The following is a 24675-nucleotide window of genomic DNA, read 5'->3' on the forward strand; positions in this document are numbered from 1 at the left end:
GGCTGCAATAGATCACGACTTTCTGCTTACGACGAGGTGGCCCGCGCGCCGACGCCGGCGTCGCTGGCGAGGACGGGACGGCGCGGGCCGACGTACCCGCTCTCAATGACGACCACGACTCTTCGGAACACGACGGATGCCTGCCCGACTCTCGTACCCCACTGACCGCCTTCATGCTGACAGGGCTCCTCCTCGCCCTGGCCGCGATGACATGCGTTGCCGCCCGTCGCCGTCGACGGCGATCGCTCACCCCCGCGCTCCCGGGGCCGGAGCCCGAGTCCCAGCGCCCCACTGCGGGGCACGTCCCTGCTCGTCCAGGTCTGTGTGAGGCGCAGCTGACCGGCTCACCCGCCCCCGCACCGCTTGCAGCGGCGCGGGCGCGCCACCTTGGCGATGTCCGGTCGCCGGACCATCGAAGCTCCGCTGTCTCCGGAATCGGCTCAGCGCGGGCGTACCAGACGCAGAGCGCGGCGAGTCGCCGGCGGCCCAGCCACCCGTCGTGTCAGCCGAACGCATGGAAAGCGTCAGCGCAGAGCAGCCCCCTCCGTCGCCATGCCCGGGGGTTCGGCAGCCCTCGAAACCGTCCCCGGCGGCAGTGGCACCAGCCGCGCCCGCCCCTCAACCCTCACCGTGGCATAGATCCTCAGCTCAACGCCCCGTGAACGACCAGCCATGTTTTGCGGCTCCCGCCCAGGACTCGAACCTGCGGCTATGGGAGCCGCAGTTCTCCCCGCATCACCGGCGTGTACGTGTGGTTCAAGTCCCCCCACCCCGACAAGAGGTCCGACCCGATCCGGTCCCGATAATCCACACCTTCCTGAACTCAGGATTCTTTGAACTGTCGTGGGGTACTGACCATCGCTGTCGAGGTCGAGGTCAGTGCGCGCAGGACCGCTGAGGCGAGGGCTGCATCGAGTGCGCCGACGCCGGTCAGGTCTGCGAGGGTGATCGCATCGTCCGGCCGTTCGACAGGCTTTTCGAGCAGGAGACCGACCGGGGTGTCGCTGGTGGACGTGACCTTTCCGTCGAGGACTGCGCGGCCGAAGTCGCCGTGGTCCACGCATTGCTGGTGGTCGTCGGTTGCGATCAGTGCCGCGCGGGCGAAGAGTGCCGGGGGGAGTTCGTTCTTGTGGGGCATGTCGGTGCCGATTCCGGTTACGTGTGCGCCGTCGCGGACATGGGCGGCCTCCAGTACTGGGGCCGATGCGGGGGTGGTGGTGATGATCATGTCGGCGCCTGCGGCTTCTTCGGCGGAGGCGGGCCGGGCGTGCTGCCCGTGCGCGTTGAACTCCTCGCACAGCGCCCCGGCTTTGTCCTGGCTGCGGCCGTGGACGAGTACCGTGCCGATCCGACGGAGCCTGGCGAGCCATTCGACCTGGAGCCGGGCCTGTTCTCCGGTGCCGAAGACGGCCAGGGTTGTCGCACTGGGGCGGGCCATGGCGTGGGTGATCAGCGCGCCTGCGGCGGCGGTGCGCCAGGCGGTGAGCAGTCCCTGGTCGTCGAGGATCGCTTGGACCTGGCCGGTTCGGGCGCTGACGACGCAGACCAGACCGTGGTTGGTGGGCAGGCCGGCTTTGGGGTTGCGGTAGAAGCCGGTCGCGATCTTGACGATGAAGTCGGGGGCGCCGGTGACCCAGCCGGCTTTGACGTGGCAGTCGCCGTCGGCGTCGGGGAATTGAAGATGCAGTGGTGGTGGCACGGTGGTGCGGCCGTGGGCGTGGGCGATCAGTGCGTCGCGGACGGTGTCGAGGACCAGGTGCGGGGTGGCGGCCTGCTCGATGGCGGCCGCGTCGAAGAGGGGCTGGGTCATCGGTGCGCCTTCATCCACTGGGTGAGGGCGGTCAGGCCCTCTTCGGGATGGGCGCGGCCGATGCCGATGCGGAACCGGTCGGTGGGGGTGGGGGTGAGTTCGGAGCGGTAGATGCTGGCGGGCAGCAGTAGCACGCCGGCTTCCTCCACCAGGCGGGTGCAGAACTCCTCGACTCCTTCCGGGCCGAGGTAGCGGGGGTAGGCGACGCAGCCGCCGTCCGGGGCCTGCCAGTCGAAGACGTCCGGGAACTCGGTGAAGAAGGCGTCGAAGAGCGGTAGGTTGCGTGCGATCAGGGCCCGGTTGCGGTCCAGGATCGTCGTGCGGGCCTTGAGCGCGATGCGGGCCAGGACCTCGCTGGGGGCGGAGTTGCAGATGGTGGTGTAGTGCTTGGCCCGTTCCAGCCGGGTGAGCAGGGTGCGGTCGCGGCAGGTGATCCAACCGATCCGCAGACCTGGCAGGCCCAGGGACTTGGAGGTCACGTTCAGCGACAGGGCGCGCTCGGACAGGTCGGCGGCCTGCGGCAGGGTCCGGGCCGGATCGCGTTCCAGGCCGCGGTAGACCTCGTCGCTGAACAGATGGATGCCGTGCTCGTCACACAGCCGCGCCAGCTCGATGAAGTCGGCGGTGCTGATGACCTTGCCGGTGGGGTTGTTGGGGAAGTTCACCGACACCAGCCGGGTGTTCCGCCGGATCGCCGCCTTTATCTGGTCGAGGTCCAAGGCCCAGTCGCGGTCCGGGTCGAGGGCGACGCCGGTGACCTCGCACAGCGCCAGCGGCACGGTCTCGGCCGCCTGGTAGTTCGGGGTCACCACCACCGCGTGGTCACCGGCGTCGAGCAGAACGTTCATCGCCAGGTACAGGGCCTCCTCGGCGCCCGCGAAGCAGATGACGTCCGCGGCGTCCGCCCGCTCGTACATCTGGGCGATCACCTCGCGCAGGGCCGGATCACCGTAGGTGTCGGTGTAGCCCAGCGACAGGTTCTCGAACGCGGTCCGGTCCTGATCGTCAGCCAGGGCGAGCAGTTCGGTGAGCGTCATGGTCTGGACGTCAGAGGCGGTCATGTGGTGGCGCGCGGTGAACTCCCACCGGGAGAAGTACGTTTCCAGGCGGAAGTCGGGCAGTCGGGTCATCGCGTCTGGTCCTTTGCGTTCGATGCTCTGAGCTCGGCCAGCAGGCCGTAGAGGGTGGATCGGGAGACCCGCAGAGCGCGGGCGACAACCGGGGTGGCACGGCGCACGGCGAAGACCTTGGCCTCATCCAACCGGGCAAGGACGGCCAGGCGGTCGGTGCGGGTCAGCCGCTCCACCGGGCGGCCGCACTCGCGCACGTAAGCGCCGACGATGTGCTGGACGCGCTCGCTCCAGTCCTGCTCGAACAGCGGCTCCGGACGGGACACGGTCGGTGCGCCGAACGCGGACAGCGCAGCCGCGGCCTGCTCCAGCGGCGTGCGGTCGAGATTGACGCACAGCACCGCCGAAGCCTTGCCCTCCGCATCACGCAGGATCGCGCTCACCGATGACAGGCGCCGACCGTCCGCGAGCAGCTTCTCGTACGGCCCGAACACGTCCCGCGCCGACGGATCCAGGGCATCCAGCTCACCCAGCAGCGACGGATCCCCCGGGCCGCGCGAGCTCATCGGATTCCAGACGGCCAGGATCCGATCGGTATCCGGATCATGCAGGACCACCTCCGCATACGGGCCGAGCAGCAGCGCCACCGCCTGGCACGCCGGTGCCCACATCCGCACACGAGGGTCGTCGCCCTCCTCCACAGTCATCATGGCTGGACTTTACGTCCAGAATGGACAGGATGTCCACCTCTCCGTAAACTCCCGTCGGGCACGTGGGCGGCATTGCCGCACCGGAAGCAGAAGATGCCCAGGTCGCGGCGGACCTCGAAGGAGCCGTGCACCTTGAAGTACCTCAGCTGCTGACAGACAACTGCCAGGTCCACTTGAGCAACGCGACGGCAACGCCCTGGCCGCTGGCGCGCTCGGCCACCACCACGGCGTGCACCTTGGCGATGAACAGACTCAGGGCCATGCCTGCTCGGAGGTGAAGCCGTTCTTCATGGCGGACTCGATGACGGTTCCGGGGGCGGTGGCGGACAGCACGCCGACGGTGTCCTGCTCGACGGTAGCGACCAGCGCCGGAGAGACGGCGGTCGACGCCTTGCCCATGGGCCGGTCGGCGCAGGAGCGGGAAGCGGCGTCGCGGTACATCATTGTGCCGCCCACTCCGGCGAGCATTCAGGGGCTATGGAACTGGCGACCTCGCGTCATCGGGAGTCGTGTATTCCGTGACTCCCGAGGGGCGATGGTCACCGTGCATGGTCGCCGGGAGCTGAGTGGTGTCCCTCTCCCGGCACCGCAACCGACACCACGGCACCCGAAGCCGAGCCCGCCCCGGATCCCGACCAGGTTTCGCCCTCATCGCGCAGGAGCCGCGGCGGCTCTGAAAGGCCGTCGACGTCTGCGCTGCCCCTGGCCGACAGTCCCGCAAACCCATCAGGGCCTGCCTCAAAACGCTCGCGGAACGACGGTCGGCTGGACTATGTCCGCCGCAAGGCCCGCCATGTGTTCGACCGCAACCCTGCCCCATCGCCATCACAGGCAGCGGTCGGCGGCCTGTTCGGCACAGCAGGGAGGGCGGTGCCCTTGTGGAACCGCCGCCCTGGCTGAAGCGCGAGCAGTGGCCCGAGGCGATCGATGATGCGGTTGAGCCGCACGGACTGGCACGACGGTGTGGTCGGCCGCCCACAGAGGGGCTGCTGACCGTCTGCACTACTCGCCGAGGGCGTGTCTGAGTGCTTCGTCGAGTAGTTCTCGAAGGGCCGAGGGGGTCGGTGCGACGGCGGTGGCGAGCAGTGCTGGGCCGCCGGCCAGCGGTGCGAGGACCGCGCAGCCGTCCTTGGTGCCTTCGCGGAGCAGGACGGGGGCACGCCTGACGTCCAACTCTGGGGCCACGACGAGGAGTTGGCCCACGGCGCGGTGTCCGTGCAGGATCGCAGGGCCGTCCCAGCCGGGCGCCGGGTCTCCGTAGGCGGTGTGCTGGTCGAGTAGCGGGCGACCGGCGTGGTGGACCCGGATGCGGCTGACGAGGTGGCCCGGCTTCTCGTTGGCTCTGCCCAGGATTTGCTCCTCTCGCAGCAGCAGTCGCGAGGAGGCGGCGAGTTTGACGGTGTAGGTCTGGTGCAGGTTGCTGTCGGCGGCGCTGATCAGCGGCTGTGGCAGCCAGCGCAGGCGGGCGTGCTCCTCGGCGGTCAGCCGTACGTCGTAGGTGGCCGGCGCGGTGGTGGGGCCGCGGAGGGCGAGTGTGGCGGCGGCTGTGGTGACGTCCAGTTCGGCCCGGTCTTCGGCGGTGATGTCGAGGGCGAGTCGGTCGCCGCCGAGCGGGGCGCTCATCGCACCGATGATTCCCACCCTTGCGGCCTTCCCGCTGGTGCGCATGCGTCGTAGATGGAACGGGCCGTCGCTGCGCAGTTGCGGGAGCGTGGTGACGCGTCCGTTGTATGTGGCGCGGATGCGGGCGGTGGCACGCACGCTGTTCGGGTGTCCGCAGGTTTCCTCGGTGCCGGCGGCGGGGGCGGCGGGATCGAATGGGGCCCTGGATTCGGCGAGTTGGGAGGCGGAGCTCATACCGCTGCCTTCGCGCGCCACTGGCTGAGGTGCCCGGTGACCCAGTCGGTGATCTCGCGGATGCCGTCGTCGGAGGTGAGGCTGGTGAAGATGACGGGAAGGTCGCCGCGTTGCCGTTTGGCGTCGGCGGCCATGGTGGCGAGGTCGGCGCCGACGTGCGGGGCGAGGTCGGTCTTGTTGACGACGAGGAGGTCGGAGGTGGTGATGCCGGGGCCTCCCTTGCGGGGGATGTCGTCGCCGCTGGAGACGTCGATGACGAAGATCTGCATGTCGACGAGGCCCTTGGAGAAGGTGGCGGTGAGGTTGTCGCCACCGGACTCGATGAGCACGAGGTCGAGGGGGTCAAGGGTCTCGTCGAAGTGCTCGACGGCCTCCAGGTTGGCGGAGATGTCGTCCCGGATCGCGGTGTGCGGGCAGGCTCCGGTCTCCACCGCGGTGATCCGCTCGGGCGGCAGTACGGCCTCACGCAGCAGGAACTCGGCGTCCTCGCGGGTGTAGATGTCGTTGGTGACGACGGCGAGGGAGAGTTCGTCGCGCAGGGTGCGGCAGAGCGCGGCGACACTGGCGGTCTTGCCGGAACCGACGGGACCGCCCAGGCCGACGCGGAAGGCGCGGGGGCTGCCGTCCGCGCGCTGCGGTTCGGCGCTGTAGGTATGGCGGTGGGGCATGGGCACGGGGTGATCGAGGTGCATGGAAACTCCGGAAGGGAAGGGTGGGTTCAGGAGGCGAAGAGCCGTACGGTCCAGGCGGCGTGCTGCTCTGCGGTGATGTCCAGCAGCGGGGAGGATGCCGACGGCAGGGCGTCGAGGCCCTCGGTCGCCACGCGGGCCGCCGCGTCGGCGGCGGCCGCGGCGACGGCGTCGGTCTCCGTGCTGAGGCGTGCCAGCAGCCGCGAGGCGTCGAGCGGGTCGAGGCTGAGCAGGCGCACCGCTGCGGTGGCCGGGCCGCCGACGGTCTCGTACGCTGCGGCACTGGCGGCCTCCTGCGGGGTGAGCCCGGCGGACCGGACGGCGAGGCCCTGGACGATGGGCTGATGGGCACCCTGGGGTCGCTCGGCGGCCAGGCGGTCGAGTTCGGCGGAGGGGAAGGTGGCGCGTGCCGCGCGCATCATCTGCCGGCCGAGCCTGCGAGCCACGGCGCGCAGCGCGGGGACGGGAGTGCGTGCGTCGGCGGCATCGTCCAGCATCAGGGGGTCGCATCCGGCGGCGGTCGCGGCAGCCAGGCCGGCCGTGGTCAGGCCGGTGGTGTGCAGGCGGCCGCGGCAGAAGGCTTCGAGGGTTTCGATGTCGTGTACGGCTTTGTGGGCGACTGCGGCTTCGACGCCGCCGGAGTGGGCGTGCCCGCCGGCGGGGAAGCGGCCGTCGGCCAGCAGGAGCAGTGCGGCACGGCTCATGGGCGAGCGGCTGCCTTTCGCGGGGTCGGATGTGGGCCGTGGTCCAGGCGGGCACGGGTGCCTGCCTGGACCACAGCCTGGGTGGCGGCGTCGTCGGCCGGGCAAGGGCCGGTCAGAAGAGGAAGTACCTCTGGGCCATGGGTACTTCACTGACGTAGGCGCGCGGTACGGTCGCTCCGTTGAGTTCCGTGCGGGCGTCCCCTGTGGTCGCACCGCCGATGGTGACCTCGAAGCTGTTGTGGTCGACCTTGAGACTCTCTGGCACCGTGTCGTTCAGCTTCATGTCGGCCTTGGTGACGTCCCGGATACTCGTCGAGATGTCCATGAACTCCTTGACGAGGCCGAGCCCACCGATCTTCATCTCGGTGACGTTCCCGCTGCTGTCCTGGACAGTGACGACTCGCGGGTTCAACTTGTCGGCCACGCCCGGTGCCACGAAGTTGTACGAGTTGCTCAGGGGGGAGCGGCCGGTGGAGCCCCAGACCGCTCGCGGCAGGAAAGGCTGCGGTGTCGTGATCGACGCGTTGGCGTCGCCCACCTGCGCGTAGGCGAGCTGCCCGCCCTTGAGGACCATGTGCATCTTGACGCCGAAGAACTTCGGCTCCCAGAGCACCAGGTCGGCGAGCTTCCCGGTCTCCACGGAACCGACGTGACCGTCGATGCCGTGCGTGATCGCCGGGTTGATCGTGTACTTGGCGACGTAGCGGCGCGCCCGGTAGTTGTCGTTCGGGATCAGCCTGTCTGCGCTGTGCGAGTGGCCGGTGTCGTCGGCGATCGGGCGGACCTTCGCGCTCTCGAGGTCCTCCTTCAGAGGGCCGTAGCGGGATTTCATGACGTGCGCGGTCTGCCAGGTGCGCATGACCATCTCGCCGATGCGTCCCATCGCCTGGGCGTCGGAGGACATCATCGAGATGGCGCCCATGTCGTGGAGGAGGTCCTCCGCGGCCATGGTGGACGGTCGGATGCGGGAGTCGGCGAAGGCCATGTCCGCCGGAATGTCGGGGTTGAGGTGGTGGCAGACCACCATCATGTCGACGTGCTCCTTGACGGTGTTCACCGTCAGGGGGCGGGTCGGGTTGGTCGAAGCAGGCAGCACGTTCCTCTCTTTGACCAGCTCGATCATGTCCGGGGCGTGGCCACCGCCGGCGCCCTCGACGTGGAAGATGTGGACCGAGCGCTCCTTGTCGCCCTTTGTGAAGGCGTTGCGGGTGCTGTCCAGGAAACCGGATTCGTTCAGCGAGTCGGCATGCAGGGCCAGTTGGACGTGACGGCTCTCGCACACGTCCAGCGCCGCGTTGATCACGGCGGGCGTGGCTCCCCAGTCCTCGTGGACCTTGAAGCCGATGACGCCGGCGTCGACCTGTTCGTTGAGAGCATCCGTGTTCACGGTGCTGCCCTTGCCGAGCAGGCCGATGTTGACCGGGTATGCGTCCAGGCTTTCGAAGACCCGGGTGATGTGCCACTCGCCCGGGGTCACCGTGGTGGCCGTGCTGCCCTCGGCCGGGCCGGTGCCGCCGCCGATGAGCGTGGTCACCCCCGAGGCGAGGGCCTCGTGGATCTGCTCGGGGCAGATGAAATGGACGTGGGTGTCCACGCCGCCCGCGGTGAGGATCCGTCCGTTGCCGGAGATGACCTCGGTGCTCGGACCGACCACGAAGTTCGTCGGCTGCACCGGCAGCGTCGGCTGCACCGGCAGCGTGCCGCTCGGGGACATACGCGTCGGCATCTCGAACGCGTCGTCCGGGACGGGGTCCATCGTCTCGGGGTTGTACGCCTTGCCGATGGCGGCGATCTCACCGTCGCGGATACCGACGTCGGCCTTGACCACACCCCACCAGTCGAGGATCAGCGCACCGGTGATGACCGTGTCCACGGGCTTGCGGCCTTCGGCATCCCCGTCTCTGGAGATGTGGGACATGCCCATCGACTCGCGGATCACCTTTCCGCCGCCGAAGATCATCTCGTTGCCGCTGTGCTTCGGACCGCCGCTCCAGTCGGCCTCGATCTCGACGGTAAGAGCGGTGTCGGCCAGACGGACGCGGTCCTTGGTGGTGGGCCCGTACAGAGTGGCGTACTCGGCCCGCTTCAGCACGTTGCTCGACGCCGAGTTCTCCGGTGAGCTCGCCAACCTGCTGTTCGACGGGGTGGTCTGGTTGTTGCTCACTGGTGCGTCTCCTTGCGCAGTCCCTTGACCTGTCGATCTCCCTGGATCTCCACCAACTCGACGCAGCACTCGTCGCCCGGCTCGAAGCGCACGGACGTACCCGCGGCGATGTTCAGCCGCCGCATCCACGCCGCCTCGCAGTCCTTGAGCTCCTGGGGCGACTCCAACTCCAGACTGGAAGGGACCTCCACCTTGAGGACCATCAGCCCCGGGTTGACCTCGGCGAAGTGATAGTGGGAACCGACCTGGATCGGGCGGTCCGACACGTTCTTCACCCTGATCCTCGTCCTGCCCTCACCCGGCAGCGTGGTGGCGTCTTCCTGTAGGTCGGCGTTGAACTCAATCGCCTCGTACCAAGACACCGCCTCCGCCTCCCGGCACTTGTCACAGCACGAGGACGGGTCGTTGCCGCTGTTGCCGGCGCAGTCGACCGGGCAGTCCGGCTTGCGTGGCGGCCGAGGGTGCTCGACCTTGCCCGGGTAGACCTCGGGTTCCTCCGTCGCCTCCGGGAAGGGATCGTGGATGGTGACCAGCTTGGTGCCGTCCGGGAAAGTGGCCTCCACCTGAACGTTCTTGATCATCTCCGGAACACCGTCCATCACCTCGCCCCGGCTCAACAACTGCCGGCCCGAGTCCATGATGTCGCTGACTGTCTTGCCGGCGCGCGCCTGCTCAAAGACGTGCACCGTCAACAGGGCCATCACCTCGGGGTAGTTGAGGAGCAGCCCACTGTCACGGCGCCGCTGCGCCACGTCGGCAGCCACATGGATCAGCAGGCGCTCCTGCTCATGCGGAGTCAAATGCACGATGAGCCGTTTCTCTTGAGCGGACAGTGCATGCGGCCGGGCATGCCGAAAGACACGGAAGACATCCTCGGACGGCGTCAGTCGCGCCTCGATCATCAGCGGGAGAAATCATCGAGAAGACCACGTCACGGATCGCGTACACGATCAGGTGAAATCGAGTCGGAGGGCGCGCAGTCCCTGCCCCGCCGTACAGCGAGGGTTTGGGGGCCGAAACCGGCGGCAGATGCCGCCAAGCTGGGCGAGCCTGCAGGCAGCCGACGCCCGCGCCGGATGGGGAGCGTGGCGTAAGTTGGGTCTGTACGGTCAACGGCTCTGCCACGTCCACTGGACAACCCTTGGCTGCGTGCAGATGCCGTCCTGCTGGACTGTCCGCAGTCCTGGCTCTCGCTGCGGCACTGGCTGGTGCCGCAGCCGCTCCGGCCCGGTATCACCGGACGGCCCAACCCTGGGAACCGATCTTGAAACACGGGGGAACGACCGCTGCCAGCACGTCACGAAGGCCCAGCCCAGCGGATTCAGTCGATTGGCCAGCAGCCCGCGGCCGGTCATTCTTTTGCACGGCCGCGGGGTCGGTGTGGTCGGCTGCGGCGCCGTGATGCGGATGGCGGTTTCCTGTGACCTGCACAGTCGCAACAACCCCAAGACCCTGTCTGGCCCGCCTGCGCGCGGGGCGCCGCGAGGCCGGGCGGCCGACGGGACCGCCCTTGGTCCGGTTCAGTCGCCGATGGTGAACTCGACGGACATCTCGCCCAGGACGACCCGGTCCTTGTCGGTGCAGTTGCAGCCGTCTGTGGTTTCACTGCCGCCGGTCTTCACGCCGCTCACGGTGGCTTTGTGGGTGCCGAGAGCCAGGTAGCCGAAGACGCGCTCGTCCTGAGCGGATACGGCAGGTCCTTGCCGACAACTCTGATGTCCTCGGAGCTGATCGTCGCGCCGTCGGGACCGGTCAGGGGCAGCTTGATGTCCATCTTCGGCTCGAAGCCGGAGGCCAGCTTGTTGTTCTCCCCGAACCATTTGGGCCAGACGTAAATGCGGGGGACTGCCTCGTAGGTGACGGTCACCTTGCTATTGCGGTAGTTCCGGCGAGGACAGCCTCGATCTTGGAGTAGCCGCCCTTGTCCCCCTCGAATTCCTTCTTACCCGTGGCCGGATCTCGGACGGTCGTCATGTGCCAGCCCCTTCTGTTTACCCTCAGCGACACAACGTACGGCGAACATAGCGACACCCAGAGCCGCGATGGGTGGGCGTTGACAACCCTTTGGCCGGATTTCATCCCAGACTGTCACGACGCGTCCCTAGTCGAGGACGACAGGTTCGCCGGTGAGTTCGACGCCGGTCTGGCGCAGTTCCTCGATGGCGTCGGCCGCGTACTGTTCCCGAACCCGGTCGGAGAGCCGGCCGGTTGTCTGCAGCCCTGCGGGAAAGCACGCTTCGAGGTCCGCCTCGTCAACGACGGCACCGGGCGCCCACCGACCGCGCTGTCGGCGAGCCGACGTGCGTACCGGCTGTGCACCCGAGCCGACATCGCCCCGCACGCTGGACACACGGCCCGTTCCGCAGCCGTCCGGGCCTGCGCGGCCACCAACTCACCCTCGGGCACGACGTTTTCGATCACGACACCTTCGACCTGGTGGAACCACAGGTCCTGGAAGAGGACATCACCCACGGCCGTTCATGATCGCGGTTTCGGTGACCCTCCGTGGCCCCGGCACTGAAAGTGATCCAGAAACCGTTTTCGGCCGTCGCCGAGAGCGACGAACGGCCTCGTCCATGGAGGAGACTGCGGATCGAGCGGTGGCGGGTCCCGGCGAGTGAAGCTGGTCGTGGGCAACTCAGCCCGACTGCCTGGAACCGGTCATCCGGCGCGCCGGCGTCCTCTCAGGCGGGGGCTACCTGCATCAGACTGACCGGGGCCTGCGGCAGATGGAGCGCGTGGAGCCGCAGCCCGGCGCGGGCGTAGAGGTCTTCAAACTCTGCACGGCTGCGGACTCGGGCGCTGCCCATGCACATCTGGAACAGGTCGACCGTGCGGCCCATGTGGAAGGGGTGCCCTGACGGGCCGGTGTCGGTGCTGTGGTCCACCAGGCAGTCGAGGACCAGGACCCGCCCGTGCGCGGGGAGCACAGCCGCCACGTTGCGCAGCAGCCGCACCGCGTGCTCGTCGTCCCAGTCCATCAGCACGAACGACAGCAGATAGGTGTCGCTGTCCCCGGGGACGGCCTGGAACATGTCGCCCCCCGCCACGGAGCACCGGTCCGCCAGCCCCGCGTCCGCCAGCGCCTGCTGGGCGTCGGCGACGGTGGTCGGCTGGTCGAACAGTGTGCCGCTGATGTGGGGGTTGGCGGTGAGGATCGCTGTCAGCACCTGTCCCAGGCCGCCGCCGACGTCGACGATCCGGTGCACGTCTCGGTAGTCGTAGGAGAGCGCGGTGGGGATCTGGAGAGCCTTGGCGATCGACACCATCCCGGCATCGAACACACGCCGCGCCTCGGGCTGATCGTGCAGCCAGGTCCAGTAGTAGTCACTCCCGAGGACGTTCTTGATGGGGGTGGCACCGGTGGAGACTGCGTGCTGGAGTTGCTCGAAGACCCGCCACATCCACGGCTCGCTCTGGAGCACCGCAAGGTCTCGCACGGACTGGGGGTGGTCGGTGCGGAGGTGGTGCCCCAGCTCGCCGAGGGCGAACAGGCCGGGGGAGACCTCGCGGACGACTCCGACACCGGTCAGCGATCTCAGCAACCGGCGCAGTCCTGGAGGATCGCAGTCGGTTCGGGCTGCCAGATCGTCCACGGTCCGGTGCTGACCGGCGAATGCGTCCGCGATGCCCAGTCGTGCGAACGCGCCCACGGCCTGCCCGATCCAAAACCATAGCGTGATCTCCACCAGCCGTACCGCGGCCGGGTCGTGAACCTGTTTTCCGCCGTCGTGTGACCGACTTCCGGCATTCGTCGTGGTCATCGGTTCGCCACCACCTTCCCGATATACAATAGGTTACAAATCCGAGATATATATGCGCCTTTGGTGGGGAGGCTCTGACCGGTGGATATCGGCGACCATGCCCCATGGCCGCCGCGACGCTTGCCTCCACTGGCGCCCTAGCCTTACCCGAAGGAATCTCGATTTCAAACGCGCGTCAAGAAGGAACGGACTTCGCTGGCCATTTCATCGACGGATTGTGCGGCGAACAGCTTGCCCTGGTAGGCGGAGATGTCGAAATCTGATTCGATCATTGCCTGGATGGAGAATTTCTCGACCGGGCAGGTGCCGAGCTTGGCGAGTTCCCCGCTCGATGACAGGAGAGCCGCCCCGTATGCTTTGGCCCGGCCGTCCTCCTGCACGAGTCCTGTCTCCATCGTGAACCAGAAGACCTGGCTGATCGCATGGAGGTCCTGCTCAGAGGTGGCGTTGTTCGTGGCTTCGCCGAAAAGTCGGTAAAGATCGGCGAACAGCGGGTCGGAGAGCATGACCACATGCCCGACGAGCTCGTGCAGCATGTCGGGCTCCGGGCTGTAGTGGGGGCGGCTGGGGCAACGTAGGTACATGGCTGTCGAGAAGATGTCGTCGGCGAAGCGCCCGTAGAAGTCCCCGATCGGGATCAGTCCGTCGACCGGGAGCAGCCGGAACCCCGTGGAGTTGTTGAGGCGCTGCCCGAGGTCATCAATCCTGGGTGCGTGGGTGAGGGGCAGCGGCAGCCGATCCTTGGCCTGGAGGTAGCGCGAACCGGCGATACGGGGGTGCATGGCGTTGAGCTTCGACATCATCGTGCCCCACAGCAGGTCTTCCTCCGCGCTGTAAGCCACGGGGTTCGAGTTGAGCCCGCTCACCCTGCGGATCGCCTCCGATATTTCTTTCCTGCGCCGAGCGCAGGGCTCATCAAGCCGTCCCCCCTCCTCCACATGGTGCTCGTTCGCGCGACTCATGGCTGGTCACCAACTCCTGTTCCACTGATTTCAGCGAAGATATTTCCCAACCGGGGTGCTCGTTTGAAGGATCTCGCGGCGGGTGACCTGTTGCCTCATCAGGCGACCGATGGAGTGAACTCTGCCTCCGCGGGCGCTACCTTCTTGCATAGCCCTGCTTGACTAGAGCACCGCAGCCGATCACGCAGAGATTGCCGGGCGCTATGGCATGAATGACGGTCCGGGCTCTGGCGGGAGGCGGGCTGGAAATGCGCGCTAAGCCTTTTGGAGTACGGTATTGGGAGGCAGCGTCGTGCGTGGGCATATGACGCCGGATGAGTTCCGCCGTCACGGCCGGCAGGTGATCGACTGGATCGCCGCCTACCAGGAGAAGATCGAGTCATACCCGGTGCGGTCCCAGGCCGCACCGGGTGAGGTGCTGGACGCGCTGCCGCAGAGCCCACCGGAGACGGGCGAGGGGTTCGAGGGTGTCCTGACGACCTGGACCGGGTGCTGATGCCGGGTATCACGCACTGGCAGCATCCTTCGTTCTTCGCATACTTCCCGGCCAACGCCAGTGGCCCGGCGATTTTGGGCGACCTGCTCTCGTCCGGACTGGGCGTTCAGGGCATGCTGTGGGCGACCAGTCCGGCCTGTACGGAGCTGGAGACCCGGGTGGCCGACTGGCTGGTGCAGCTGCTGGGACTGCCGGACACGTTCCGGGGCAACGGTGTCATCCAGGACTCGGCGTCCAGCGCCTCGCTGGTGGCCGTCGTTGCCGCGCTGCACCGAGCGGGCGGGGGGAAGCCGGGGCGGGACGGCATCACAGAGCGGTACACGATCTACACCAGCTCACAGACCCACTCCTCGCTGGAGAAAGCCGCACGGATCTGTGGAATCGGCGCGGCTGCCGTGCGGGTGGTGGACGTCGATCAGCAGACCCTGGCGATGGACCCGGCTTGCCTGGAGACGATGATCGCCCAGGACCGCGCGGCCGGTGCCGTTCCGCTGCTGGTGTGTGCGACTGTCGGCACGACCTCCACCACCGCGATCGACCCGGTGCCCGAGATCGGCGTGGTGTGCCGCCGCAACAGCGCCTGGCTGCACGTGGACGCAGCCTATGCAGGCGTGGCGGCGGTGTGCCCGGAACTGCGGTGGCTCAACGACGGACTGGCTCAATACGCCGACTCCTACGTCACCAACCCGCACAAGTGGATGCTCACCAACTTCGACTGCACCGTGCTGTGGGTGGCCGACCGCGCACCGCTGGTGGGCGCGCTCTCGGTCCTCCCCGAGTACCTGCGCAACCAAGCCACCGCCTCGGGCGAGGTCATCGACTACCGCGACTGGCAGATCCCGCTCGGCCGCCGCTTTCGAGCGCTCAAGCTGTGGTCGGTGATCCGCTGGTACGGGGCGCAGGGCCTGCGGGCACACATCCGTAGCGGTGTCGACCTGGCGCGGCAGCTGGCCGGGTGGATCGAGTCCGACGCGGCATTCCACCTGCACCCCCACCACCCGCTGGGCCTGGTCTGCTTCCGCCCGCTGTGGCCTCAGCGGTCTGACACTGAGGCGGACGCGGCCACGCTGCGGATGATGCAACAGCTGAATGACTCCGGCGAGCTGTACCTCACACACACCAAGGCCGGCGGCCGGGTACTGCTGCGCATGGCCATCGGCGCACCGGGCACCGAGCAGCGGCACGTGCGACTGGCCTGGGACCGGATCGCCGCCACGGTGCGCGCCGAGGCCGCACCTTGACGCCCAGCCTGGCACCCAATCCGCTTCGCACCGCACGCCGAATCCTCGACCGACCACCCTTTAGGAGCGCACATGCACGACGTGATCATCATCGGCGGCGGTATCTCCGGTGCCACCGCCGCCCGCGAACTGGGGACGGCAGGGCATTCCGTGGTGCTGCTGGAAGCCCGCGACCGCCTCGGGGGACGGACCTGGACCAGCACCTTCCCCGGCACCGACACACCTGTCGACCTCGGCGGCATGTGGCTGGGCCGCCGTGACACCTTCCGCCACATCTACGCCGAGGCTGCCCGCTATCAACTGCCCGTCGTCCAAAGCCCCAGCACGACCGTCAGCAGTTTGATCATCGACGGTGTTCGCCACATCGACCCGAAGGCCCTGCCCCCCGGCTACGGTGCCGAAATCGAAGTTGCCATCCGGCGCATGACCGATACCGCCCAGGCCACTGGCCCCCACCTCCACGACCCCGACCGCACCCGTCACCTCGATGTGTCGATTCGCCAGTACCTGTCCACGCTCGGCCTGTCGGCCACAGCTCTTGCCACCCTCAGCCAGCAGGCGTCGGTGCACTACGGTGCCCCCGCCGACGAGATCTCCGCCCTGTACCTTCTCGGTGAGATCGCCACCCGTTACACCCTGTTCGCGCAACAAACGCTGGCTCTCGATGTCCTCGACAGCTTCCGCGACGGGACGAAGGCCCTCCTGGACGCCCTCATCGCCGATGCCGGCGCCGAGGTCCACCTGTCCTCACCTGTTCGCCGTGTGGCCCAGACCGACGGCCATGTGGAGGTCATCACCGACGCCGCAGAGCGGTTCCTCGCCCGCACCGCGATCGTCGCCACTCCGCTGAACTGCTGGCACGGCATCGACTTCCACCCGGCCCTGCACCCCGCAAAGCAGGCCGTCACCAACCAGGGGCACGCCGGGCACTTCGCCAAGGTCTGGCTGTTGGCCGAGGGGCTGCCCGATCCGTCCTTCTTCGCTGCGGGCACCCCGGGTGGATTCCAGTGGATCCGCACCGAAAGGGTCACCGCCCAGGGCAGCCTGCTCACCGGCTTCGGCGACCCCGTGGCCTCACCCGACCTGTACACCCTGTCCGGAGCACAGAAGGCCCTGTCCGCCTACGCACCAGAGGCCCGTGTCAAGGCCGTGCACAGCCACGACTGGAACCAAGACCCATACTCGCGCGGCACCTGGATCGCCTACCGCCCCGGCTGGCTCACCACACACGGGCACGCCATCAGCGCCTCCGAAGGACGCATCGCCTTCGCCGGCGGCGACACCTCCACCAACTTCAATGCCCTGTGGATGGACGGTGCCGTCGAAACCGGCATCCGCGCCGCCGCCCACACTCGCACTCTCCTGAAAACACCGGTTGCCGATGGACCTGCTTGATGCGGGCGTTGAGAGAGCGATACGTGAGTTGGTGCCAGTTTCTGGTGCTGGCTCGGGACCGGTCAGTTCCTCGATCCGCGAGCGCAGCGTCGGCATGGGGCTCAGCGCGCGCCGGGCTCGGGTCCGTCGCCGAACGGCAGCAGATTGCCCGCGATGCGTGAGACGCAGCGGTCGAGGCCAGCGTCGCGACCGGCGACGACCTCGAAGCCGGTCGGCCGCAGCCGCAACTCGATCGCCCGCAGCCGGTCGAGGTTCCCCAACTTGCGGACCTGGTCCCGCAGGGCCGGTCGGTCGAAGAGGTCCTCTGGGCGTACGAACACTGCGTCGCCGTGTGATTCTGCCTCCTTGCCCGCGAGATCGACGAGACTGATGCCGCCCGGGTGGAAGACCCGGTCCGCGGCCAGCCAGTCCACGGGGAGGCCCGCGAACAATTCGGGCATGTCGGCGAAGCGCATCGGCAGGACCACGGGGTTGAGGTAGGCGTCGGCGTCCGCGACGTCCTGTTCGGCCGCTGTGAGCGCGGTACCGGTCCAGCCGGCAGGGAAGCCGTAGTCCGTGAGCGACAGTTCGAGTCCGAGGCCACGGATGGTGGCCAGCCCGTCCTCGGGAGTGCCGGACGGCGTGAGCAGCTGCACCAGCTCCCGGTCCAGCATCCGACCGTGTTCGCCGACCGCGTCGTACAGCCACAGGTACAGCAGTCCGTCATCCGCGAGGTGCTCGGCGAGCCACTGCAATCCAGCTCGCGGCGAGGGGAGATGGTGCAGGACGCCGCAGCAGATCACCAGGTCGAACCGGCGCGGCAGGCCCAGTTCGGGCATGCTGCCGTGAACGAACTCGACATTGGACACCCCGTACCACTCGGCAGACCGTCGTGCGATCTCGAGGGAGCGGCTGCAGGCGTCCACCCCCGTGAACCGGGCCCGGGGATAACGTCGGGCGAGCGCCAGCAGGATGGAGCCGGTTCCGCACCCGGCATCGAGTACCTCCCAGCCCTCCAGCTCAGCCTCTCGCACAACGAAGGGGAGCTGGTCGGCGATCATGTCCATGAGCGGAGCGTCCTCCGCCGGGGACGGGAAGGGAAAGCTCTCGTAGAGCTGAGTGACGTCGCTCGTCATCGTCATCTCGGGTGCCACCTTCCTGCTTTCGATTTCGAGAATGCCGACAGCTGAAAGCACCGGCGGATTCCGGCCGTTAATGGGCAGTTTAGGCGGATATTCCAAACTGCCGCAAAAGGACTAAAAACAGCCCGACAGGCACGTCCGCAACGCTCGACCAGTCGAGTGAACCCGGTAGCGCCGGGACATGAAGTGCGCACTCACGGGAACACCGGAACATGCCCCGGTCCACCGCTGACACCGCTTGTCAACGCCACGGGGGCGGGCCGGGGCCCGGGTTTGCGGAAAACCCCGGGAAATCCGTGAAAGAGGCGCACAGGCTCTACGTGCTCGACCACGACATGATCCGCCCCCTCGCCGGCCAGGCCGGATTCACCGACGTCCCGGTCTTCGACAACCACACCCGCGGCCCACGGACCACACCACGAACCACGAGACGTGGGTGCACACCCGATCGTGATCCGATCCGCTCGACACGTTGGAGACGACGAGACACCTCGGAGAAGAGAGGCTGCAAGTCATGCTGATCTGCGGGCTGAAGCTGACACATGACGGCGGAATCGCCGTCATCGACGACGGCACACTGCTGTGCAGCATCGAAATGGAGAAACTGGACGGCAACCCGCGCTACCAGCCGCTGGACCGGCTCGAAGCCGTCGAGGACGTCCTGGCGGGGCAGGGAGTGGAGCTGTCCGACCTCGATGCCGTCGTGGTCGACGGGTGGATGGCGGCGCCGGGCGAGCCCACGCCCATGCTGCGGGAGTTGACGCATCACGGGCGGCCGGTAGCACTCGAGGTCGCGCCGTACTCCGAGGCGGACGGCCCCACCGCCGGGGCGGCGCTGAACCGTTACGAGTTCGACGGCCTGCCGCTGGGAGACCGCGCCATCCGGTACTCCAGTTACCACCACGTAACGCAGCATCTGCTTGGCGCCTACTGCACCAGCCCGTTCGCCGCCCTCGGCGAGTCCGCACTGGGGATTGTCTGGGACGGCGGCACCGTTCCCCGGCTGTACAGGATGGACACCGCCCCGTTCCGGGTACGGAGCCTGGGGCCCCTCTTCCCCCTCTACGGCAATGCCTTCGCCGACTACTGCGCCCAGTGGGACCCGTTCCGCTCCCGGGCGGCGTCGCAACAAGGCGGGCAGGAGATCACCAACGCCGCCGTGCCCCGGAACCTCGACGTGGCGGGCAAGGCCATGGCGTATGCCGCCCTGGGACGGGACGAGCCGACCCTGTACCAGGTCTTCGACACCCAACTGCACCGTATTCCGCTCACGTTCGACACCGGGATCGAGCTGGCCGAGTGGTGCCGCGAGCACCGTGCGGCAGCGTGCCCGGGCGGCACCGACGCCGACTTCATCGCGAGCTTCCAGGGCTATCTCGGCAGCAGGTTGCTGACCGCGCTGCGCGAGCGCGTGGCGGAGCTCGCTCCCGACGTGCGCAGCCCGAATCTTTGCCTGTCGGGCGGATGCGCCCTCAACATCAAGTGGAACAGCCTGATCCGGAACAGCGGCCTCTTCCGCGAGGTATGGATCCCGCCGTTCCCGAACGACTCCGGCGCCGCGATCGGCACGGCGGTCGCGGAGATGGTGAGTCAGGAGGGCAGAACCGCCCTGAACTGGGACGTGTTCCGCGGCCCTCAGCTGCCGCCGGCGACCGAAGTGCCGGGGTGGACATGGGAACCGTGCGACGCCGCCGGGCTCGCCAAGGTGCTCCACGAGACCGCGGAGCCGGTCGTGGTCCTCAACGGGCGAGCCGAGCTGGGGCCCCGTGCGCTTGGTGGCCGCAGCATCCTCGCCCCCGCCACCAACCCCAAGATGAAGGACCGGCTCAACGACATCAAGGGCCGCGCCAACTACCGTCCGGTGGCTCCGATCTGCCTGGAACACCGGGCACCGGAGATCTTCTCCCCCGGCTGTCCGGACCCGTACATGCTCTTCGACCATGAGGTGCGCCCCGGGTGGGACGCGAAGATCCCGGCCGTCGTCCACCTCGACGGCACAGCCCGGCTGCAGACCATCACCGAGCGCGACAACCCACTGCTGGCGGCGGTGCTCACGGAGTACGAGCAGCTCAGCGGCGTACCGGTGCTGTGTAATACCAGCGCCAACGACCAGGGGCGCGGCTTCTTCCCAGATGTGCGCGCAGCGGCGCGCTGGGGTCGCGCAGACCTGCTGTGGTCGGACGGGCGCCTGTACTCCCGGCGGTGACTGCGACTGTTGGGGGCACCGCCGCTTGTCGCCTCACCCGCTGTCTTTGATTTGACCGAAGTCTCACGTCGGGCGCGGCCTACCCGTGTCGAGCGTGTCGCGGCGCGAACGTTCACTCGGACGAGTGATGTACCAGGTGCCTGCGGAGTAGTAACTTGCGGGAAAGAGACGTTGGGCCGCTCGTCTCCTGCCGGGTGTGGTTCGTACAGCACCCAGTCTCCGCCATGGAGATGTTGCGGATAGCGCGGTGACGCGTTGCGCACGGCCAGTCGGCAATCGGGTTCGTGCTGACCCGGCTGCCGAGCTACGAACTGCTGCCGTCCATCGAGCAGTTCGGCAACGACCTGTCCGTTTGCGGCTGGACTGCCTCAGCATCATCGCGTCACAGCACGCAGCCCATTCGCGCCGAGACGTTTTCGACGTGGCTATTCGCCCGACGGTCTCTGGTGGGTACCAGGAGAAGGAGCCGCGGGACGCTCGGCCCGTTTTCGGTGGGCGGCGGCGGCTCGATGTCGCCGTACGACTGCGTGGTTACCGGTGCGGTGAACGGATGACGGCCGAAGGGCAGGGGTGGACGTTGTGGGTTTGCCCGTGATGCTGGGTGTGGGCCCTGGTCGGCGCAGCCCGGGCTCTTGTGCTCGCGGAGGGGGCGTCGGCGGCGGATGACCTTGACGCCGAAGTGGTTGCCCAGACCGAGGGCGAGGCCGATGGCTGCGTGCATGTGGGCGTACAGCTCCATGCGGCGGGCGGCGCCGACGTAGTCTTCGTGGCCGAACTCGGCGAGTCGGGCGGCGTGCGCGCGGCCTCCGCCGCCGGTGCCGAGAACTGCGATCTTCATGGGGTGGCTCCTTGCTGTGTGGGGTCGGGAGGGATGGCTCCCGGGGGATCGGGAGGTCAGTGCTGGGTCTTCTGGGTGACGCCGATGAGGTAGCCGTTCGGGTCGCGGAAGTAGAGGGCCTGGTGGCCTCCGGCGTCGACGGGGCCCTTGACGATGTCGACGTGGGCGGTGTGTTGGTCGACCCAGGTGTCGAAGTCGTCGACGGCGAGGTAGTGCACGCCGCAGCAGCCGGTGGGGGGTGCCCTTCAGGGGCGGCAGCCAGATGCCGAGCATCTTGGTCTGCTGGAGCATGAAGGCGAATTCGCCGCCGTAGGTCAGGACGCGGATGTAGGCGTGGGGCGGAGCGGAGGAGTGTCCACTGACCGGCCCCGTCTCACTTTCGGTGGTGACGGAGAGTCGTGAGGGTCGTTGACATCGGTGTGATGGATGTCAACGAGCTTGTGGAGACGGTGTTTTCTGGTCTGTCTCCGCTGGTCATCGAGGGCGTGGTCGACGAGGGTGAGCGGATCGTAGTGCGGGCACGAACTCCGCAGGACTCCGCGGTCCGTCCGGTGTGCGGGGCGTCGTCGGGACGCGTGCATGGCTATCACTGGCGGACGGCGGCCGACGTCCCGGCCGACGGCCGGCGGGTGGTGGTCCGTGTGCGGGTCCGGCGTCTGGTGTGTCCCACGCACGGCTGCCGCCACACCTTCCGCGAACAGGTGCCCGGGGTCCTGGAGCGTCACCAGCGCCGAACAGGCCGTCTGACCAGGCAAGTCAAGGCCGTAGTCAAGGAGTTAGCAGGCCGGGCGGGAGTCCGCTTGCCGGCGATACTCGCGATGGGCCTGTCGCGTCACACGGCCCTGCGCACCCTGTTGCGCATCCCGCTGCCCGCCGGCCGGGTACACCGCGTGATCGGCGTCGACGACTTCGCTCTGCGCCGGCGCCACCGCTACGCCACCGTGGTAATCGACGCCGAAACCCATGAGCGGATCGATGTACTGCCCGACCGCACTGCCGACACTGTGGAGGCGTGGCTGCGCGAGCATCCAGGCATCGAGGTCGTGTGCCGTGACGGCTCGGCGACCTACGCCGAGGCCATCCGCCGCGCCCTGCCGGACGCGGTGCAGGTCACCGATCGATGGCATGTCTGGCACAACCTGTGCGAAGCCGCCCTGAGCGAGGTGAAGGCGCACGGCAGCTGCTGGGCCACCGTCCTGGACGCGCCCCTGTACGACGGACCTCGCGCACGGACCACCCTGGAACGCTGGCGCCATGTCCACGACCTGCCCCGGCCAGGGCGTGGGCCTGCTCGAATGCGCCCGCCGCCTACAACTGGCCCTGAACACCGTCAAACGCTACGCCCGCGCCGATCGGCCCGAGCGCATGCTCCGCGTCCCCAAGTACCGCGCCAGCCTCGTCGATCCCTACCGCGAGCACCTGCGCAAACGCCGGGCCGAGGACCCCGCCGTCCCCATCAAGCACCGCTTCGAAGAGATCAAGGCCCTCAGCCTCACCGGCTGTCTCAACCTCCTGCACAAGTACATCAACCAGGGCCGTGCGGACTCCGACCGCAGCCACATCTCCCCGCGCAGGTTCGCCCGGATGCTGCTGACCAGGCCCGACAACCTCAAGGCTGAACATCACGAGCTGTTGGCCAAGCTCACCGCTGCCTGCCCAGAGATGACTCAACTCGCCAACCACATCAGGGAGTTCGCCCAGCTCCTGACGCCTCACGCACGCAATACCGACGCGCTCGCGCGCTGGATCGTCCAGGTCAGCGCAACCGACCTGCCCCATCTGCACGCCTTCGCCCGCGGCCTGGAACGAGACCGCGACGCCGTGATCGCCGCGCTCACACTCCCGTACAGCAACGGCCCCGCCGAGGGCGTCAACACCAAGACCAAACGGATCGCGCGCCAGATGCACGGTCGAGCAGGCTTCACCCTGCTTCGCCACCGCATCCTCCTCGGATAGCGACACCCTCCGTCACCACCGGAAGTGAGACAGGGCCGTTAAATTGACACACCCCGGCATAGGGCGTTTGCAGAGCTACCGAGACGCCGTGCTGGGAACTTGTCGTTGCCGGACATGTGCAGGTCGGGGCGATCTCGGCCCGGATGGTCTGGTGGCCGGGGGTGTAGGTGAGCTGGAGGCCGAGCCGGTGGTGGATCTCGACTTTGTCGTCGAGGTCGGCTTGGTGGATGACGGCGGCGAGGTCGCTGAGGGAGCCGGCGAGGCGGACGGTCTCGTCGTGGGTCATGCGGGTGCCGGTGCCGCGGGTGTCTGTCGCGGTGCGGAGGTCGGCTTCGCCGCGGGCGCGGGGCCGCTCAGTGTGTTCCTCTGCGTACGCGCTCGCGCCGGCGTTGGGGACCGGATCGCAGGACGCGGCTCGGTGACGCCGAAGAACTCGGAGCCCGTGCGACAGCCGCGGCAGTACGCCTGCCCCGGCGCCCTTGCGGGCCCTCGCCTCAGATCTCGTCCGTCTGCGTGCGGGCGTCCCCGGAGGATCGACTGGATACCAGCCAGGGCTGCGCCGGCTCCGGTGTGCGGGTGGTGTCGACGGTGAGGTGGGGGCGGGTTCCGCCCGAGTCGTCGACGGGATAGCTGCGCTGTTCGGTGGCGGCGAAGCGACATCGGAGGACTTCTGCGACCTGGCGGGCGGCTTCGGGGGACGCGGCGACGATGCGTACGTCGGCGCGCCCGGCCGAGGGGAGTTCCGGGTACTTCATGGTGACCTCGCTCAATTGGGACGACAGGATGACGTGTCGGTGGGTGTGACGCTGTCGCGCCACCCCCACCGCCCCCGGTCGGAAAACGGTCAGTGTCCTCCGTGGCCTCCGGCATGGCGCTCGTGGCGGTTGGCTACGGGCGGTTCAGCGGGCTCAGCCGGCCGTCTCAGCCCGGGTGGCTCTGCCGTCCGGACCCCGGCGGGACGTCGACGGCTCCGCCGTCGGTCTCCCACTCTTCTTCCTGCCACAGCGCCGCCTGCGTGTCCCGGGCGGTGTCGTCGCTCGCCATGAGGGCGCTGGCGGTCAGCGGGCTACCGGGGGTGGACGCGGCGGACATCAGCCGGGCGGCAGCGGCAGCGTCGGTCTCCGGCGGGATGACCAGCAGGTCCCAGCGGCCCTCGGTGTAGGAGAGGAGGATCAGCTTGTTCGGGTCCTGCTCTGCGGCGAACCAGCCCATGTGCACCGTGTGACCGGCCACCGGCACCTTGCGGGGCACCACGGGCCAGTAGGTCGGGTTCACCGTGACATGGGTGATCCGGCCCCAGCGCGCGTCCAGTACCTCTGTCAGGGCGGGAAGTTCGCACAGGAGATCGCGAGAGCGGGGCCACCAGGCGCCGTCCAGGAGACCCGGAGGCGATCCCGCCGGGGTGAAGGAGAGGCGGGCCGGTGGCGAAGGTGCGCGCTCGCTGATGATCGTGCGGTCGACGGTCGCGGTCATGGCGTCGACCTGTCCCCGGGACCGGTCTACGACGTCCCGGTGTTGTTGCTCGCCGGAGACGACACCGGCGCGGGAGCCGGTATGCGAAGCACTCCCGGTTTCGTCACTCTACTTCGGCCAGCGGTCCGTGAAGTTATGCGTGACCAGGAATTTTCCCGGCGAACGGGGCCCGGCTCCACCGCGTGGCCCGCCCGTGCCCCGGGACCCGGAGTACGGTGA

Annotated in this window: 23 protein-coding genes and 2 pseudogenes; 5 read left to right on the top strand and 20 right to left on the bottom strand. The window is 68.2% G+C overall.

Annotated elements, in window-relative coordinates:
• Positions 1–823: 823 nt before the first annotated feature.
• The 14 genes and pseudogenes from IEZ17_RS22135 to IEZ17_RS22195 all read right to left on the bottom strand — a co-directional run bounded on the left by IEZ17_RS22135 (position 824) and on the right by IEZ17_RS22195 (position 13730).
• A complete protein-coding gene (locus tag IEZ17_RS22135) occupies positions 824–1810 on the bottom strand; it encodes an ornithine cyclodeaminase family protein (protein ID WP_189302783.1) in 987 nt (328 codons plus the stop codon).
• Positions 1807–2940 carry an aminotransferase class I/II-fold pyridoxal phosphate-dependent enzyme gene (locus IEZ17_RS22140; protein WP_189302785.1) on the bottom strand — a complete coding sequence of 378 codons (1134 nt, stop codon included), beginning with the start codon at positions 2938–2940 and terminating at the stop codon, positions 1807–1809. The genes IEZ17_RS22135 and IEZ17_RS22140 overlap by 4 nt, the downstream gene beginning before the upstream one ends.
• On the bottom strand, positions 2937–3590 hold the full coding sequence (locus tag IEZ17_RS22145) for a helix-turn-helix transcriptional regulator (RefSeq protein WP_189302787.1): 654 nt from the start codon (positions 3588–3590) through the stop codon (positions 2937–2939). Before IEZ17_RS22145 ends, IEZ17_RS22140 begins: the two co-directional genes overlap by 4 nt.
• 252 nt (positions 3591–3842) lie before the next feature.
• Entirely contained in the window at positions 3843–4046 is a 204-nt protein-coding gene (locus IEZ17_RS22150; RefSeq protein WP_189302789.1) for a hypothetical protein, read from the bottom strand.
• Between the two features lie 546 nt (positions 4047–4592).
• A complete protein-coding gene (locus tag IEZ17_RS22155; protein ID WP_229852496.1) occupies positions 4593–5447 on the bottom strand; it encodes an urease accessory protein UreD in 855 nt (284 codons plus the stop codon).
• Positions 5444–6139, bottom strand: coding sequence for an urease accessory protein UreG (gene ureG / locus IEZ17_RS22160; RefSeq protein ID WP_189302793.1), 696 nt, complete (start codon positions 6137–6139; stop codon positions 5444–5446). The genes IEZ17_RS22155 and ureG overlap by 4 nt, the downstream gene beginning before the upstream one ends.
• 26 nt (positions 6140–6165) lie before the next feature.
• Positions 6166–6840, bottom strand: coding sequence for an urease accessory protein UreF (locus IEZ17_RS22165; RefSeq protein WP_189302795.1), 675 nt, complete (start codon positions 6838–6840; stop codon positions 6166–6168).
• A gap of 112 nt (positions 6841–6952) precedes the next feature.
• The gene (locus IEZ17_RS22170) at positions 6953–8968 is read right to left on the bottom strand and encodes an urease subunit alpha (protein ID WP_189302934.1); all 2016 of its coding nucleotides are present in this window, start codon (positions 8966–8968) and stop codon (positions 6953–6955) included.
• A 32-nt stretch (positions 8969–9000) separates the two neighbouring features.
• A complete protein-coding gene (locus IEZ17_RS44200) occupies positions 9001–9366 on the bottom strand; it encodes an urease subunit beta (protein ID WP_308427684.1) in 366 nt (121 codons plus the stop codon).
• 150 nt (positions 9367–9516) lie between these two features.
• Positions 9517–9810 (bottom strand): annotated as a pseudogene (locus tag IEZ17_RS44205) (urease subunit gamma); the annotation flags it as partial.
• Between the two features lie 821 nt (positions 9811–10631).
• The gene (locus tag IEZ17_RS22180; protein WP_189302798.1) at positions 10632–10871 is read right to left on the bottom strand and encodes a hypothetical protein; all 240 of its coding nucleotides are present in this window, start codon (positions 10869–10871) and stop codon (positions 10632–10634) included.
• 234 nt (positions 10872–11105) lie between these two features.
• Positions 11106–11354: a hypothetical protein gene (locus IEZ17_RS22185; RefSeq protein WP_189302800.1), complete on the bottom strand. Its 249-nt coding sequence runs from the start codon at positions 11352–11354 to the stop codon at positions 11106–11108.
• Between the two features lie 334 nt (positions 11355–11688).
• Positions 11689–12768, bottom strand: a complete 1080-nt coding sequence (locus IEZ17_RS22190; protein WP_189302802.1) for a methyltransferase — start codon at positions 12766–12768, stop codon at positions 11689–11691.
• Positions 12769–12932: 164 nt separating this feature from the next.
• Positions 12933–13730, bottom strand: a complete 798-nt coding sequence (locus IEZ17_RS22195; RefSeq protein ID WP_189302804.1) for a hypothetical protein — start codon at positions 13728–13730, stop codon at positions 12933–12935.
• Between the two features lie 304 nt (positions 13731–14034).
• Here IEZ17_RS22195 and IEZ17_RS42630 point away from each other — a divergent pair, with 304 nt between their 5' ends.
• From IEZ17_RS42630 to IEZ17_RS22205, 3 genes are all read left to right on the top strand, one after another.
• Positions 14035–14226: a hypothetical protein gene (locus IEZ17_RS42630; protein WP_229852498.1), complete on the top strand. Its 192-nt coding sequence runs from the start codon at positions 14035–14037 to the stop codon at positions 14224–14226.
• Positions 14226–15467 (top strand): pyridoxal-dependent decarboxylase, encoded by a 1242-nt coding sequence (locus IEZ17_RS22200; protein ID WP_229852499.1) that lies wholly within the window; start codon positions 14226–14228, stop codon positions 15465–15467. The genes IEZ17_RS42630 and IEZ17_RS22200 overlap by 1 nt, the downstream gene beginning before the upstream one ends.
• 72 nt (positions 15468–15539) lie before the next feature.
• On the top strand, positions 15540–16862 hold the full coding sequence (locus IEZ17_RS22205) for a flavin monoamine oxidase family protein (RefSeq protein ID WP_189302806.1): 1323 nt from the start codon (positions 15540–15542) through the stop codon (positions 16860–16862).
• Between the two features lie 101 nt (positions 16863–16963).
• On the opposite strand, the gene IEZ17_RS22210 is transcribed toward IEZ17_RS22205, so the two are convergent.
• The gene (locus IEZ17_RS22210; RefSeq protein WP_229852500.1) at positions 16964–17983 is read right to left on the bottom strand and encodes a class I SAM-dependent methyltransferase; all 1020 of its coding nucleotides are present in this window, start codon (positions 17981–17983) and stop codon (positions 16964–16966) included.
• A 514-nt stretch (positions 17984–18497) separates the two neighbouring features.
• Between IEZ17_RS22210 and IEZ17_RS22215 the strand changes: the two genes are divergently transcribed.
• Complete coding sequence (locus IEZ17_RS22215; RefSeq protein ID WP_189302808.1) at positions 18498–20189, top strand: carbamoyltransferase N-terminal domain-containing protein; 1692 nt, start codon at positions 18498–18500, stop codon at positions 20187–20189.
• 382 nt (positions 20190–20571) lie between these two features.
• Here IEZ17_RS22215 and IEZ17_RS42635 read toward each other — a convergent pair whose 3' ends face one another.
• Both IEZ17_RS42635 and IEZ17_RS22225 read right to left on the bottom strand, forming a co-directional pair.
• Positions 20572–21027, bottom strand: a complete 456-nt coding sequence (locus IEZ17_RS42635; RefSeq protein WP_229852501.1) for a hypothetical protein — start codon at positions 21025–21027, stop codon at positions 20572–20574.
• A gap of 56 nt (positions 21028–21083) precedes the next feature.
• Positions 21084–21245: a VOC family protein gene (locus IEZ17_RS22225; protein WP_189302810.1), complete on the bottom strand. Its 162-nt coding sequence runs from the start codon at positions 21243–21245 to the stop codon at positions 21084–21086.
• A 204-nt stretch (positions 21246–21449) separates the two neighbouring features.
• Here IEZ17_RS22225 and IEZ17_RS22230 point away from each other — a divergent pair.
• A pseudogene (locus IEZ17_RS22230) lies at positions 21450–22983 on the top strand (ISL3 family transposase).
• On the opposite strand, the gene IEZ17_RS22235 reads toward IEZ17_RS22230, so the two are convergent.
• From IEZ17_RS22235 to IEZ17_RS22245, 3 genes are all read right to left on the bottom strand, one after another.
• A complete protein-coding gene (locus IEZ17_RS22235; RefSeq protein WP_189302812.1) occupies positions 22949–23269 on the bottom strand; it encodes a hypothetical protein in 321 nt (106 codons plus the stop codon). The pseudogene IEZ17_RS22230 and the gene IEZ17_RS22235 overlap by 35 nt on opposite strands.
• A gap of 208 nt (positions 23270–23477) precedes the next feature.
• Positions 23478–23738, bottom strand: a complete 261-nt coding sequence (locus IEZ17_RS22240; RefSeq protein WP_189302940.1) for a hypothetical protein — start codon at positions 23736–23738, stop codon at positions 23478–23480.
• 166 nt (positions 23739–23904) lie between these two features.
• Positions 23905–24456 (bottom strand): DUF5994 family protein, encoded by a 552-nt coding sequence (locus IEZ17_RS22245; protein ID WP_189302814.1) that lies wholly within the window; start codon positions 24454–24456, stop codon positions 23905–23907.
• Between the last annotated feature and the right edge of the window lie 219 nt (positions 24457–24675).

It is taken from the genome of Streptomyces albospinus (assembly GCF_014648695.1).
GTDB lineage: Bacteria > Actinomycetota > Actinomycetes > Streptomycetales > Streptomycetaceae > Streptomyces > Streptomyces albospinus.